Origin of the sequence: Candidatus Lariskella endosymbiont of Epinotia ramella, from assembly GCF_964019805.1 — a bacterium.
Taxonomy (GTDB): domain Bacteria; phylum Pseudomonadota; class Alphaproteobacteria; order Rickettsiales; family Midichloriaceae; genus Lariskella.
The window spans coordinates 411,071-424,004 of record NZ_OZ026472.1 but is presented as its reverse complement, the minus strand read 5'-3'; the positions used below and the strand labels follow the sequence as shown (position 1 = coordinate 424,004).

20 protein-coding genes and 1 tRNA gene are annotated in these 12,934 nt (G+C 35.5%); 2 read left to right on the top strand and 19 right to left on the bottom strand.

The window, feature by feature from the left end; translation table 11 throughout:
* Positions 1-47: 47 nt before the first annotated feature.
* The 3 genes from sdhD to AACL20_RS01830 all read right to left on the bottom strand — a co-directional run bounded on the left by sdhD (position 48) and on the right by AACL20_RS01830 (position 1,884).
* Positions 48-434 (bottom strand): succinate dehydrogenase, hydrophobic membrane anchor protein, encoded by a 387-nt coding sequence (gene sdhD, locus AACL20_RS01840; RefSeq protein WP_339052414.1) that lies wholly within the window; start codon positions 432-434, stop codon positions 48-50.
* Positions 424-852, bottom strand: a complete 429-nt coding sequence (gene sdhC, locus AACL20_RS01835) for a succinate dehydrogenase, cytochrome b556 subunit (RefSeq protein ID WP_339052413.1) — start codon at positions 850-852, stop codon at positions 424-426. Before sdhC ends, sdhD begins: the two co-directional genes overlap by 11 nt.
* A gap of 627 nt (positions 853-1,479) precedes the next feature.
* Entirely contained in the window at positions 1,480-1,884 is a 405-nt protein-coding gene (locus AACL20_RS01830) for an EVE domain-containing protein (protein WP_339052412.1), read from the bottom strand.
* 69 nt (positions 1,885-1,953) lie between these two features.
* Between AACL20_RS01830 and AACL20_RS01825 the strand changes: the two genes are divergently transcribed.
* Positions 1,954-2,520 (top strand): HK97 family phage prohead protease, encoded by a 567-nt coding sequence (locus tag AACL20_RS01825; protein WP_339052411.1) that lies wholly within the window; start codon positions 1,954-1,956, stop codon positions 2,518-2,520.
* A gap of 7 nt (positions 2,521-2,527) precedes the next feature.
* On the opposite strand, the gene AACL20_RS01820 is transcribed toward AACL20_RS01825, so the two are convergent.
* Positions 2,528-2,604: transfer RNA gene (locus tag AACL20_RS01820), tRNA-Val, on the bottom strand.
* A 45-nt stretch (positions 2,605-2,649) separates the two neighbouring features.
* On the bottom strand, positions 2,650-3,864 hold the full coding sequence (locus AACL20_RS01815; RefSeq protein WP_339051897.1) for an IS256 family transposase: 1,215 nt from the start codon (positions 3,862-3,864) through the stop codon (positions 2,650-2,652).
* 639 nt (positions 3,865-4,503) lie between these two features.
* On the opposite strand from AACL20_RS01815, the gene AACL20_RS01810 reads away from it, so the two are divergent.
* A complete protein-coding gene (locus AACL20_RS01810; RefSeq protein ID WP_339052410.1) occupies positions 4,504-5,694 on the top strand; it encodes a phage major capsid protein in 1,191 nt (396 codons plus the stop codon).
* A 770-nt stretch (positions 5,695-6,464) separates the two neighbouring features.
* On the opposite strand, the gene rpsE is transcribed toward AACL20_RS01810, so the two are convergent.
* From rpsE to rpsS, 14 genes are all read right to left on the bottom strand, one after another.
* Positions 6,465-6,992 carry a 30S ribosomal protein S5 gene (gene rpsE, locus AACL20_RS01805; protein ID WP_339042054.1) on the bottom strand — a complete coding sequence of 176 codons (528 nt, stop codon included), beginning with the start codon at positions 6,990-6,992 and terminating at the stop codon, positions 6,465-6,467.
* Between the two features lie 59 nt (positions 6,993-7,051).
* Positions 7,052-7,417, bottom strand: coding sequence for a 50S ribosomal protein L18 (gene rplR, locus AACL20_RS01800; RefSeq protein ID WP_410519914.1), 366 nt, complete (start codon positions 7,415-7,417; stop codon positions 7,052-7,054).
* A 22-nt stretch (positions 7,418-7,439) separates the two neighbouring features.
* Entirely contained in the window at positions 7,440-7,997 is a 558-nt protein-coding gene (rplF, locus tag AACL20_RS01795) for a 50S ribosomal protein L6 (RefSeq protein ID WP_339052409.1), read from the bottom strand.
* 732 nt (positions 7,998-8,729) lie between these two features.
* The gene (gene rpsH, locus AACL20_RS01790; RefSeq protein WP_339052408.1) at positions 8,730-9,113 is read right to left on the bottom strand and encodes a 30S ribosomal protein S8; all 384 of its coding nucleotides are present in this window, start codon (positions 9,111-9,113) and stop codon (positions 8,730-8,732) included.
* 37 nt (positions 9,114-9,150) lie between these two features.
* The gene (gene rpsN, locus AACL20_RS01785) at positions 9,151-9,456 is read right to left on the bottom strand and encodes a 30S ribosomal protein S14 (RefSeq protein ID WP_339052407.1); all 306 of its coding nucleotides are present in this window, start codon (positions 9,454-9,456) and stop codon (positions 9,151-9,153) included.
* A gap of 21 nt (positions 9,457-9,477) precedes the next feature.
* Positions 9,478-10,011, bottom strand: coding sequence for a 50S ribosomal protein L5 (gene rplE, locus AACL20_RS01780; protein WP_339042046.1), 534 nt, complete (start codon positions 10,009-10,011; stop codon positions 9,478-9,480).
* A 22-nt stretch (positions 10,012-10,033) separates the two neighbouring features.
* The gene (gene rplX, locus AACL20_RS01775) at positions 10,034-10,363 is read right to left on the bottom strand and encodes a 50S ribosomal protein L24 (RefSeq protein ID WP_339052406.1); all 330 of its coding nucleotides are present in this window, start codon (positions 10,361-10,363) and stop codon (positions 10,034-10,036) included.
* A 2-nt stretch (positions 10,364-10,365) separates the two neighbouring features.
* Positions 10,366-10,734: a 50S ribosomal protein L14 gene (rplN, locus tag AACL20_RS01770; RefSeq protein WP_339042042.1), complete on the bottom strand. Its 369-nt coding sequence runs from the start codon at positions 10,732-10,734 to the stop codon at positions 10,366-10,368.
* Positions 10,735-10,770: 36 nt separating this feature from the next.
* Complete coding sequence (gene rpsQ, locus AACL20_RS01765; RefSeq protein ID WP_339052405.1) at positions 10,771-11,001, bottom strand: 30S ribosomal protein S17; 231 nt, start codon at positions 10,999-11,001, stop codon at positions 10,771-10,773.
* 4 nt (positions 11,002-11,005) lie between these two features.
* Entirely contained in the window at positions 11,006-11,173 is a 168-nt protein-coding gene (gene rpmC, locus AACL20_RS01760) for a 50S ribosomal protein L29 (RefSeq protein WP_339052404.1), read from the bottom strand.
* 3 nt (positions 11,174-11,176) lie between these two features.
* Positions 11,177-11,593: a 50S ribosomal protein L16 gene (gene rplP / locus AACL20_RS01755; RefSeq protein ID WP_339052403.1), complete on the bottom strand. Its 417-nt coding sequence runs from the start codon at positions 11,591-11,593 to the stop codon at positions 11,177-11,179.
* An 18-nt stretch (positions 11,594-11,611) separates the two neighbouring features.
* Positions 11,612-12,262 carry a 30S ribosomal protein S3 gene (gene rpsC, locus AACL20_RS01750; protein ID WP_339052402.1) on the bottom strand — a complete coding sequence of 217 codons (651 nt, stop codon included), beginning with the start codon at positions 12,260-12,262 and terminating at the stop codon, positions 11,612-11,614.
* 4 nt (positions 12,263-12,266) lie between these two features.
* On the bottom strand, positions 12,267-12,635 hold the full coding sequence (gene rplV, locus AACL20_RS01745; protein WP_339042032.1) for a 50S ribosomal protein L22: 369 nt from the start codon (positions 12,633-12,635) through the stop codon (positions 12,267-12,269).
* Positions 12,636-12,644: 9 nt separating this feature from the next.
* A complete protein-coding gene (gene rpsS / locus AACL20_RS01740; RefSeq protein ID WP_339052401.1) occupies positions 12,645-12,926 on the bottom strand; it encodes a 30S ribosomal protein S19 in 282 nt (93 codons plus the stop codon).
* Positions 12,927-12,934 lie beyond the last annotated feature (8 nt).

Here is a 12,934-nt window from a genome sequence, read left to right as displayed (position 1 = left end):
TACACAAAACAAAATATAAACGAATACAAATGGCGGAATGAACGCACCTAAATACTTCGCATTATTATAAAATGCAAGTATATCAACGTCACTATTGCAGCAATAAATGAAATAAGGCACACAAAAGTCAAACAAATGCGTAAAAACTTTTTTAGACATGGAAGATGAACATAATCATCTATTATAATTGATATCCCCAACTTTGCGTGATACAAGCCTAATGTTAGGAATAACAATAAAAACGTTCCATTCCAAGGAGATAAAATAAGATTACCTACCTCTCGAATATTACCAGCACTAGAAAGCTTCACAATAAAAAACACAAGCCAAAGCGCGCATGGCACAAGGCCAATTGCTGTCACACGTTGCGCTATATAATGTCCCGTCCCTTTCATACCATCAATACGTCTTACAATTGTTAACCTAAACAACATACCAAAGAACTATCGTCATCAAAAGCGACAACGACAAGATTAACCAAGCTGAGCAATTTACAGCAGAAAGTGAAAACCCTTTTCCGCAACTCCAAAATAGATATCTCACTCCAGCACACATGTGAAAAAATAGACAATAGGAAAGCACAACTAAGATGCACTTGAAAAACATACTCTCCATAACTATCGCAAGACATGGAGACATTTTCAGCATAAAAGGATGCGGTATACCTCTAACCATAAAGCTGTGCAAAGCTTCCACAGAATATACAACCAGTATTGAAAACCATAAAAGAAATAACATCCCAAAGAACAATGCCACACCCGTTATCCTATGCGATATCGACATAACAGAGGTTATTTGTGGTTTATATATGCTAAGGTGCGGAGAAATAGGCCTAGATTCTTCGTTTTTCATACTGCAAACAGATATTCATTTTACATGTAATATGAGGCCAGAATGCAAGGGATACGATACTCTTTTCAAACCGTACTAACCTCAAAGAGCAAGCCACACATGACAGGATATGTTTTTCAATAAGAAAGCGCAAGCAATAATGTTCTATATTCCTTAGTCGCATGCGCCATAGCTCTAAGAAGCGCAGGGTTTGTCTCGGTTACAAGCAACTATGGCGCACAGAAATCCAGCAGAAAAAGTGGTAAAATTGCCAAAAACCTTATGGATTTTGCTAAGCACTGCCTTCAGTAAGTGCACGCGCGAGGATTTTTTAGAATACCAGTTAATTTCTGAGTTAAATATTATATATATTTGCGAATAAATTAATGAAGTAATACTTGAAAATCAGGCCATAAAGGTATGCGCAAGTGGCATTCCCGACTATACTTAAGTAGTATTTGCAAATATCGAACAAATTATATATCAGAAAATTAGCGCAGGACTGCATCTTTAGGCTTATTTTTATACATTTAATTTTCTGCAACATTTATTTGCGCAGCAAATCAATTTTTGACTGATAGACTACATAAAGAGCATTTTAAAAGCGCCAATTTTGAAAAATATGATGATTATACTACTCACACTTATCTAAAACACTTCTGATAGCTCAATTATTCGCTTCCAATTCCACTCAGAAACAGGCATAACAGAGAGTCTCGGCTGCGTTGTCAGTATTAATCCTTCGATCTCACAATCTTTTTTTATCTGCTCTAACCTCACTTGTTTTCTGAGAGATTTAACATATTGCACATCTACTACAACAAAATTCTCATCATTTTTGTCTTGATAATATGTTTTTATCACTTCAAGCACTCCCATAATAGCTTTTGTTGGACTAGACTCGTAAAAAAGACATAAATCTCCAATTTGCATCTGTTTCATAAAATTTCTTGCTTGAAAATTTCTAACACCATCCCAAACCGTGGTTTTGTCAGATTGTATATCAAGCCAAGAATAACACGCAGGTTCTGATTTTAAAAGCCAACATTGCATATAAAGTGTAAATTTATGAAAGATTTTCTGATAAACTCGCAAAACTTAAATAATAACGCAAATTTCCGTATGAAACATACATATACAACATACGGAGCATCAATCCAATATGATAATAAAACTCTTATTAAACAAGCAAATAAAATAAATGAACAATCCAAAGCCATTGATGATGAAGGAAGATTTTCAGGATACGCAAGTGTATTCAATGTCAAAGACAATACAAATGATTTAGTCATGCCAGGAGCATTTAGAGACAACCTCAAATATCCAGAGAAAATACGACTACTTTGGCAACACGATACATTAAAGCCAATAGGAAGAGTAAATACGCTATATGAAGATAAGCACGGACTCTATGTCGAATGTCAAATATTATTAGACCTGTCACAAGGAAGAGAGGCATATTTTCTTATAAAAAAAGGCGTAATAAAACACATGAGCATAGGATATAACGCAGAGGACTTTTTTCACAAAGGAAACATTAGATATATACGCAAGATAAAATTATGGGAAGTAAGCCTCGTGACTTTCGCAGCTAATAAAGAAGCAAAGATTACAGATATAGATCTAAAAGCATTAAGCGAGAACGCAAAAAAGCTTGAGCAAGCTGCAACGAAACTAAATTGGATTTAACAATAAATGGTGGGCGGTAGCGGATTCGAACCACTGACCTCTACGATGTCAACGTAGCGCTCTAACCAACTGAGCTAACCGCCCCAAATTAGGGTCTTTCTCATTGATTGTGTAAATTTTTTAGAGCCATTAAATTCTACCATCAAATTTGATTATAAAATGAGCCATAGCTTCATTCCAGTTAGAGATAGGCATGGTCCATTTCTTGGTAATATAATCAATCGTTAGGTATAAAACCTTGAATACCGAATCATCATTTGGGAAAACACGCTTATTTCTTGTAACTTTTCTCAACTGACTATTCAGCGATTCTATAGCATTTGTAGTGTAAATTATCTTACGGATACTCTCTGGATATTGCAGAAATATTACAAGATTCTCCCAATTATTATACCAGGATTTTGCTATATGTGGATATCGTTTACTCCATTTCTTATCAAAAGATTCTAGGGCAAGATGCGCTTCATCTTCAGTAGCAGAGCTATAAATAAGCTTTAAATCTGATGCCAATAATTTTCTGTCTTTATATGATACATACTTCAGGCTATTTCTAATTTGATGTACTATACAAAGCTGATGCTCAGTTTTGGGATAACTTGCGCATATAGCTTCAGACATACCAGTCAGGTTATCACTACAGGCAATTAATATATCTTTTAATCCTCGATTCTTCAATTCAGTAAAATTACTAAGCCAGAATTTAGATCCTTCATTCTCACTTATCCATAATCCTAAAATATCTTTCCGGCCCTGTAAATCTATACCCAGCGCAACATATACTGATTTATTAATTATCTGTTTATCTTGCCTTACCTTAACTATTAAACAATCAAAATATACTATAGGATATAATGGTTCAAGAGGTCTACTCTGCCAAATTCTAACCTCATCAATTACATCATCTGTAACCCTACTAATTAAACTCTCACTAACTTCTGCTCCATATAATTCTTGTAATTGGATCTTGATATCAGACAAACTCATCCCCTTGGCATACAGAGATATTATCTTTTGATCTAAACCATCTATTCTTGTTTGATTCTTGGAGACAATTACAGGTGCAAATTTACCTTCTCTATCTCGCGGAATATTTAACTCGATACTGCCATTCTCAGTAATCAAATTCTTATTATAATGACCATTCCTGCAATTCTCAGTTTCAGACCTATCATATTTGTTATAACCTAAGTGTTCAGACATTTCTGCCTGCAAGGCTCTCTCCAAAATACTCTTCGTTAATTCCTTAATCAATCCATCCTGCTTCAGTACTGTCTTTAAATCCGCTCCTCCTTCTATCAGTAAATCTATCGCTTCATTTATTTTCTTATTCTTTTCTGTCTTCATTCTAATTACCTATATTCTTTATTAATTCCAAATATAGGCTCTACTATAATTTACACAATCTTTGATAAAGACTCCAAATTATTTACATATATACTAAAAGAGTATGTAGTCTACCCGTCAACAATTGATTTTCTGCACAAATAAATTTTTGCAGAAGGTTAAAATTACCCTAAATAATGAAACATTCGCAAATCAAATGCTTAATTAACACAAGCCACTGTTTTAGATCAACTTTATTATTTCTGCAACTAAAAATTAGAAATATCACAAATGAAGTTTGAACACCAATTCTAAAAAATAACTTAGTGAATGACTAGTTACTTACTTGTTCTTTATACAACTCTTTGAAATACATATACATCGCAGGCAACTGAATAATTTGTATTTATTCAGTATACATACGAAGTCAGACTTTAAAAAGAACTAGGAAGAATGGTGCGCAAGTATGAATGAATACATAAGGAACATTTTTACGATGCTAATTTTGTAAGGTATGACTAGGCACTATTAACAAAAGAATAGTATGAGAAACTTTTAAGCAATATAATTAAAGCACTAAGTTATTTTTAGAATTTATAAAAATATACAATTAAACATCAGATATCACTTTATCACTCAACATAAAAATATCCATAATCTATGAATTTACAAGAAATAAACGAAACAATAAATAGAATTGCATCTGAATGGGAATATTTCAAATCAATAAATGATAGAAAAGAAAAAGAGATTGAAAAAAAAGGAAGTGCAGATCCTCTCACCCTAGAGCATATAAAAAAGATTAACGATTCAATAGATGAACACAAAACGAGCTTGGAAAGAATTGAAACAGCCCTTGCTCGTCCACGCTTTAATACTGCACCAATGTATAATCTCTCTTCATCAGAATTAAAATATCAAAAGGCATTTAATAGTTATATTAAAAAAGGCACAGAAAGTGAAATATCTTCACTTGAAACTAAAAGCTTCAATGACTTTAGTGATGCAGGATATAGCATTACCAATCAAATGTCTTCACAAATGTCAAATTTCATGGAATCTATCTCTCCAATGCTCAAAATATGCAATGTTATGGAGATATCTACTGATTCACTTGAACTAATATCTGATGATTCAAACACATCAGCCAGCTGGACTCAAGATTTTGAATCGAATTCTGACAAAACAGACACAGTAAAAATAAGGAAAAAATCCATAGTTGCACACAGAATATATGCTCAACCAGAAATATCACAAGCCATTATAGACGATCCAAGAATAGATATAGAAGAATACATAGTAAGAAAACTATCTAACATATTAGCTTCAAAAGCAAACTCAGCTTTCATAAATGGAAACGGAACTGGCAAGCCTATGGGAATACTTTCGTATCCAAATGGCTCTAGCAATAGTAAAGTAGAACAAATAAACTCTGGGATAGCTGGTAATTATAACATAGACAGCATTTTGAAGCTATTTTTTAGCATTGATGAGAAATATGCGCATAACGCAAAATTTTTGATGAGTAGAAGCGCACTTCAAACTATCAGAATGCTAAAAGATAAAAACGAGAATTATATATGGCAACCTAGCACTAGCTCAGGCTCACCTGATACACTTTTTGGTGCCGCAGTTTTACAATCATCTGATATGCCACAACTCAAAGAAGGAAGTTTATCTATAGCATTTGGCGACTTTTCTAGGTTTTACACTATAGTTCGAAGGGGAGAAGTAAAAATACTACGAGATAACTTAACAAGCAAACCCAATATCAAGTTTTTCGCTAGGACTGCTATTGGCGGAGATATTGATGATTTTTCTGCTGTAAAACTTCTCAAAGCAAGCGCTTAGATCACATCAACTGATCAACAACGGCACTGCCGGTACAGTGCCATTGCTAAAAAAATCTGCTATATACTCACATTATTAATTAGAATGCACCGCACACCAAAAATCTCAGAAGCGGCATAAAATGATGTTTAGAGTGTCAAAATAGTGTTTTAAATCCGTAAGGAATTTTATGAAAGCAGCGTTTACAGGGCACATGAGTAATAATATATACAAAAATATATCCAAAAATTAGCGCATGGCTAAATCCTGAGCTAATTTTTGTACATTTAACTTCTCCACAAAAATTGATTTGCTACGCAAATAAATTTTTGGCGGATGGACTAATTAGCAATTCATGTTAGCTACGGCACTACTGGCAAAGCCACTTGCGCAAACATTTATGGCCTAATTTTCAAGCATTACTTCGCACGCGCAAAAAAACTTAGGGATTTTGTGAAAGTAGTATTTGCTAGGCATAGGGCCATTAATAATCTCGGAAAATTAGCGCAGGACAGATATAAAAGCTAATTTTTGTATATTTAACTTCTGCGCAAAATCAATCTTTACGGATAGATTCATTAATTTCTTTGCAAATATAGTTAAGTAAGTTGAAGACATTATATATTGTGAAAGCAAAATCGGCAGCATGCTGAAGCGTTTGGAATCTATGAACTAAAGATCTCACTTTAGATTTAAAATTTCAAGCTATACGCTCACTCTATAATGTTTTCAATTTCCTTAAGCAGATTAAGGCAGCATAAAAGAGTTATGCTGCCTTAGCTATCATAACACTAAACAGATTTTTCTCTACTTCCAACAATTTCAGATATTTTCTTTCCACGCTTCTCAGCAACATAGCGAGGTGACTTCATCTTTTTCAAGCCAGCAAAAGTAACTCTAATTAGGTTATGCGGATTTGTAGAACCAACAGACTTTGCAACAACATCTTTCACTCCTAAAAGCTCAAATATCGCACGAACCGCTCCTCCAGCTATTATACCAGTTCCAACAGGAGCCGCTCTCATTTCAACTTTACCAGCACCAAATTTAGCTTTTATATCATGATGCAAAGTCCTACCTTCTCTCAAAGGAACTTTAATCATACTTTTCTTAGCAACAGATAAAGCCTTTTCTCTAGCATCCACAACCTCCGCGGCTTTCCCAAGACCAAATCCTACTTTACCCTTTCCGTCTCCTACTACTACAACCGCTGCAAAAGTAAACTTACGCCCACCTTTTACAACTTTTGCACACCGCCCGACATATACCAGCTTCTCCATAACATCAGCAGATGCTGAGCCACTCTTACTTTTAACCATTCAATTTCAACTCCAAACTCACAGTAAATAATAAGAAACAAAAAATAAGTTACGCACAACTAAAATAACAAGCCACCATCACGCGCAGCATCAGCTAAAGCCTTTACTTTACCATGATAAATATAACCACTTCTATCAAACACAACTTTCGATACATTCAACTTTTTCGCACGTTCAGCAACCATCCTACCAACAGCTTTGGCAGCTTCCATATTATTAGTAGAACCTTTTATATCAAGTTGCTTATCTAAAGTAGAAGCAGAAACAACAGTAGAAGACTTAGAATCGTCTATCAACTGAGCATAAATATGTTGATTTGAGCGAAAAACAGTAAGCCTCAATCTAACAGAGCCAGCTTTTTTCTTCAAAGCAAATCTTATTCTTTGCCTACGCTTTACAAATAAACTTCTTACCTTACCTGACATCAGAACTACCCATCGCACTAAATTATTTTTTCTTACCTTCTTTACGTCTTATGACCTCATCATCATACTTGATGCCTTTGCCTTTATATGGCTCAGGTTTTCTAAGCTGCCTAATCTCAGCAGCGACTTGCCCAACAAGCTGCTTATCACAGCCTGAAATCAATAGCAAAGTAGGCTTTTCACACTTTATCTCAATCGAAGGAGGAATAGCATAAATGACCTCATGACTATAACCCAAGCTCAGAACTAAAAAACCCTCAGATGCAGTAGCTCTATAGCCAACGCCATTAATCTCCAAACGCCTAGTCCAGCCTTCACTTACACCTTTTACTGCATTAAATAGTAAACTCCTAAATAACCCCCACATAGCACGTGATACAGAGGATTCATCAGACGGTATGATTGTAACCTGGTTACCACTCATATTCACAACGATATTACGCACCTGAAGAGACAAAGAACCCTTTGGACCAGTTAAATTAATATCACTACCATCAACCTGAAATTTCACAGAACCCGGTATACTGATCGGTAATTTACCTACTCTAGACATAATAAAAGATACTCTCAAGTTATGCACATTAAGCTCTGCTCTCGCGAAGCCTAATGTAATATATAGAATAACACAAGCAATCTCAACAAAAAATCACTGTGCAAACGAAAAATCTGTGCCACCATCCAAATCTTCAATTATTCACAAAACAGAAAAAATAGAAGACAACGATATGGCAACAACACCTCAAGTCATTATATACTTCAAATCACTCAAGCAATGTCGTTCAAAATTATCACTCCAGCAGGAGTATAATTAGTCTGTCCGTCGAAAATCAATTTGCTGCACAAATAAATTTTTCGGAAGGTTCACTGTATAAAAATTAGCTTTTAAAACTGTCCTACACTAATTTTTGAACATATTAATTTGTTTGATAATTATAAATATTACTTAGGCACTGCCTGGAATGCCTAACAAAATTCATAAGGTTTTTAGCAATCTTGCCACTTTTTATGCTGCGCTTCAACAGTTATGACGCATGCGACTAATAAAACAGCTATCTCAGGAAATATAAATTTATAATGAAATATTATAAGTTTAATAAATTAGCTCATAAAACGAAAGATACAGCAAATCTCTAGTAAAAGAGCAAACTATGTAACACAGCAGCTTTACAGGCAATCTACGATATCAAACTATCATAATAAGTAAATGTACTAAGGATAAAAATCAGTCAAAACACAACATCTTTAACAACCAAAGCGTATTAACAAAATCCAAATAACACCAAATGATGCCTGAAAAATATATTCAGTATCTTTAAAATACCTGACAAAGCACTTCACCACCAACCTTCAATGATCTAGCTTCAACATCAGAGATAACACCTTTAGAGGTAGATAATACAAAAATGCCTAATCCTCCATAAATTTTTCCCAAAGACTCTATAGAAGAATAGACTCTTCTACCAGGCTTTGATACCATTGACATTTCTTGTATAACTGGAAGCCCTTTATAATAACGAAGATCAATCTTCACTCTTTTTACGCCTTTTCTTTCTTCAAATTCTTCATACCCCTTAATATATCCTCCGGATTTTATAACTTCCAAAACAGAAGTAATAAATTTAGAAGTACTAGAAACAACAAAAGGATGCCCAGCCTTCTGCCCATTACGCACTCGAGTTAAGACATCAGATAACAAAACAACATTAGACATTTTTATACCAAATAATAAAAACTTACCAACTAGACTTAACAACTCCAGGCAAAGCACCCATAGCAGCATATTCCCTAATGCAGATACGCGACATCTTAAATTTTCTATAATATCCACGCCCTCTACCAGTAATCAGACACCTATTTCTCACTCTTACAGGAGAAGCATCGCGTGGCATCTCACTCAACGCAAGCTGAGCTTCAAACCTTTCTTGCAAAGGGAGTGATCTGTTATAAGCAATAGACTTTAGAGTGGCACGCTTCTTAGCACAACTCTTTACCAATTTAATTCGCTTAAGATTTCTTTGCACAACACTAGTTTTAGCCATAAAGTAAAAACTCTATAATTCTTATTTAATAAAAGGCATATTAAAAAATTCCAAAAGCGCTTTGCCTTCAGCATCAGTTTCAGCAGTTGTAACAATCACCAAGTTCATGCCACGAGTCTTATCCACCTTATCATAGTTAATTTCAGGAAACACCAGCTGTTCTTTTAAACCAAAAGCAAAATTTCCTCTTCCATCAAACTGCTTTGAGATTAGACCTCTAAAATCACGCACTCTAGGCAACGCTATATTTACAAAGCGATCCAGAAAATTGTACATCATATGCCTACGTAATGTCACAACACAACCAATTGGCATACCTTGTCTTAGCTTAAAACCTGCAATAGATTTCTTCGCATTAGTAACTACAGGTTGTTGCCCTGTTATTAATTTCAGCTCTGAGCTGACTACTTCAGCGTCATTACCATCCTTAATACTGCTACTCACAACAATCTTTACAAGCTTTGGAACCTGCATTGAGTTGCTATATGAAAACCTACTTCGTAAAAAGCTCACTCCCTCTTTGAGGTAATGGCTATATAACCTACTATTACTCATAAAAACGCTCCACCGGGAAAAATTAATTAGCGATATCTATAATTTCGCCAGATCGCTTAGAGTATCTAACTTTTCTGCCATCTTCAAGCACTTTATATCCCACTCTAACTGGTATACCAAGCTTCGGGTCATCATGCATCACATTTGATACATGTATTGGCGATTCCTTTCTTATAACTCCTCCAGAACCATGTGCGACAGAAGGCTTCACATGTTTACTAACAATATTTATACCAGAAACAAGAACCCTAGATTCTTTAGGAAATACATTTAAAACTACACCTTTCTTACCTTTATCTCTGCCAGCAATAATGACAACCTTATCATTTTTTTTCACTTTTAACTTTAACATCTTTACAAAACCTCCGGGGCTAAAGAAACAATTCTCATGAATCCAGCTGAACGTAATTTTCTATCAACAGGTCCAAAGACACGAGACCCCATTGGCTCACCTTGCTTATTGATAAGCACTACAGCATTTTCATAAAATTTTATCGAACTTCCATCATGTCTTTTTACTTCTTTAGCAACACGCACCACCACTGCTCTACAAACATCTCCCTCTTTCACTCTAGCATTAGGAACAGCATCTCTAATCGAGACAACAATCACATCCGCTACACTAGCACAGTCTTTATGAGATCCACCAAGTACCTTAATACATTGCACCTTCTTAGCGCCCGTATTATCAGCTACCGCCAAATTTGTCTTCATATATATCATCTGTCATCCATCAAAAACTAATAGTTCTCACCCAGCCTATACTTTATAAACCACCCAACGCTTAGTCTTAGAAAGCGGACGAGACTCTATTATTTTTACTGTCTCTCCCTCGCTATACTCATTCAAAGCATCATGAACAGCATACCGCTTACTCCTTTTTATCATCTTACGATATCTAGGATGTTCAACATAACGATCAACCAAAACAGAAATAGTCTTATCCATTTTCTTGCTGATAACGGTTCCCTGTAATATCTTCTTAGGCATCTTTTCACTTCATATTTAACGTAGTATAAAACCTAGCAACTTCTTTCTTCAAACGCCTTATTTTGCTAGTATCCTTTAACTCACCAGAAGCTTTCTGGAAACGCAAGCCCATCAACTGCTTCTTTAAGCTCAATAATTGCGAAGCCTTTGCCGCGCTAGAATTCTCACTCATATCCTAATCCTCACCTAACCTCTTAATAAACTTGGTCTTTATAGGCAACTTAGCAGATGCTTTCTCAAACGCTCCCCTAGCTTGCTCTTCATCCACACCATCTAACTCAAACATTATATGACCTGGCTTAATTCTACATACCCAAAACTCAGGACTACCTTTTCCACTACCCATCCTAACATCAGCAGGCTTTCTTGACACTGGAATATCAGGAAACATTCTGATCCACAACTTTCCTACACGACGCAAATGCCTCATTACAGCTTTTCTAGCAGCCTCTATCTGCCTGGCAGTAATACGTTCTGGCTCCATTGCTTTTAGACCAAATATACCAAAGTCTAACTTTGTAGCACCTTTGGCACTACCATGAATCCTTCCTTTGAATGCTTTTCTAAACTTAGTTTTTGCTGGACTTAACATATAAATAACTTACCACTACTAATCATCATATAAACCGTCGGAAGAAACTCTTTCTCCGCGATAAATCCAAACTTTCACTCCAAGCACGCCATAAGTTGTGTGCGCTGAAGCACAAGCATAACCAATCTTTGCTCTTAAAGTATGCAGAGGCACCCTTCCTTCTTTATACCACTGAGTCCTAGCAATTTCAGCACCACCTAGCCTACCTGAAATATTTAAACGCACACCTTTAGCACCAAGCCTCATAGCAGACTGAATAGCTCTCTTCGCAGCTTTTCTAAAAGCTGTACGCTTTTCAAGTTGCTGCGCCACACTAGTAGCAACAAGATTTGCATCAATTTCTGCTTTCTTTACATCTACTATGCTTACTACCACCTCGTCAGTAGTAGTAATTTTTTCAATCATAGATTTAATTTTTGCTATATCTTCACCCTTCTTACCTATTATCATTCCAGGCCTAGCACTTTTAATTATTACACGTACCTTTTTGGCCAATCTCTCTATTTTTACTTTACTAATTCCAGCAATAGCAAAAGATGAAGTAATATACTGCCTAATTTTAAGATCTTGATGCAACTTATCAGCATAGCCTCTATCAGCATACCATATCGAATCCCAAGTATTTATTACTCCAAGCCTAAACCCAACAGGATTTACCTTTTGCCCCATACAATTAACCTCTTGCTTTTAAAATAATTTCTACACGGCTATAAGGCTTGCTTATCCTAGCCGCACGTCCCCTAGCTCTAGCATGTAAACGCTTTAAAACGAAAGCTTTTCCAACTAAGACAGAAGCAATATACAGTTTATCAATATCAATACCAAAATTATTCTCTGCATTAGCAACTGCAGAATTTAATATTTTCTTCAAATCATACGCAACTTTCTTCTTAGAAAACTGCAATTGTAGAGAAGCATCCGCAACACTTAAACCTTTAATCATTTTCGCAAGAAGGTTCACCTTCCTTACACTAGACTTTATTGCTATGTGCTTAGCATTTGACTGTTCAGAATCAAAAAAATTCGATGTACTACTAATCATATAACAACCTCATGCCCTATTAGCTTTCCTGTTTGCGCTGTGACCCGAGAACACTCTAGTCGGGGCAAACTCGCCCAATTTCTTTCCAACCATACCTTCAGTTACCAACACAGGTATAAATTTCTTACCATTATACACGTAAAACGTAAGACCAACAAACTCTGGCAATATAGTCGAGCGCCTAGACCAAGTTTTTACGACTTTATATCCATCTGAATTTAAAACCTCATTTACCTTTTTCAAAAGATGACTATCTATGAAAGGTCCTTTCCAAGCAGCTCTTTTTCCCATGATACCCT

Bases quoted from the DNA above. Each gene is read 5' to 3' on its own strand.
- rplP (WP_339052403.1), bottom strand. From the start codon at position 11,593: ATGTTAAGTCCAGCAAAAACTAAGTTTAGAAAAGCATTCAAAGGAAGG.
- rpsE (WP_339042054.1), bottom strand. From the start codon at position 6,992: ATGGTTAAAAGTAAGAGTGGCTCAGCATCTGCTGATGTTATGGAGAAG.
- AACL20_RS01810 (WP_339052410.1), top strand. From the start codon at position 4,504: ATGAATTTACAAGAAATAAACGAAACAATAAATAGAATTGCATCTGAA.
- sdhC (WP_339052413.1), bottom strand. From the start codon at position 852: ATGAAAAACGAAGAATCTAGGCCTATTTCTCCGCACCTTAGCATATAT.
- rpmC (WP_339052404.1), bottom strand. From the start codon at position 11,173: ATGAGTGAGAATTCTAGCGCGGCAAAGGCTTCGCAATTATTGAGCTTA.
- rplX (WP_339052406.1), bottom strand. From the start codon at position 10,363: ATGTTAAAGTTAAAAGTGAAAAAAAATGATAAGGTTGTCATTATTGCT.
- sdhD (WP_339052414.1), bottom strand. From the start codon at position 434: ATGTTGTTTAGGTTAACAATTGTAAGACGTATTGATGGTATGAAAGGG.
- rplE (WP_339042046.1), bottom strand. From the start codon at position 10,011: ATGAGTAATAGTAGGTTATATAGCCATTACCTCAAAGAGGGAGTGAGC.
- rplV (WP_339042032.1), bottom strand. From the start codon at position 12,635: ATGATTAGTAGTACATCGAATTTTTTTGATTCTGAACAGTCAAATGCT.
- AACL20_RS01815 (WP_339051897.1), bottom strand. From the start codon at position 3,864: ATGAAGACAGAAAAGAATAAGAAAATAAATGAAGCGATAGATTTACTG.
- AACL20_RS01825 (WP_339052411.1), top strand. From the start codon at position 1,954: ATGAAACATACATATACAACATACGGAGCATCAATCCAATATGATAAT.
- rpsC (WP_339052402.1), bottom strand. From the start codon at position 12,262: ATGGGGCAAAAGGTAAATCCTGTTGGGTTTAGGCTTGGAGTAATAAAT.
- rpsQ (WP_339052405.1), bottom strand. From the start codon at position 11,001: ATGCCTAAGAAGATATTACAGGGAACCGTTATCAGCAAGAAAATGGAT.
- rpsS (WP_339052401.1), bottom strand. From the start codon at position 12,926: ATGGGAAAAAGAGCTGCTTGGAAAGGACCTTTCATAGATAGTCATCTT.
- rplR (WP_410519914.1), bottom strand. From the start codon at position 7,417: ATGTCAGGTAAGGTAAGAAGTTTATTTGTAAAGCGTAGGCAAAGAATA.
- AACL20_RS01830 (WP_339052412.1), bottom strand. From the start codon at position 1,884: ATGCAATGTTGGCTTTTAAAATCAGAACCTGCGTGTTATTCTTGGCTT.
- rpsN (WP_339052407.1), bottom strand. From the start codon at position 9,456: ATGGCTAAAACTAGTGTTGTGCAAAGAAATCTTAAGCGAATTAAATTG.
- rplN (WP_339042042.1), bottom strand. From the start codon at position 10,734: ATGATATATATGAAGACAAATTTGGCGGTAGCTGATAATACGGGCGCT.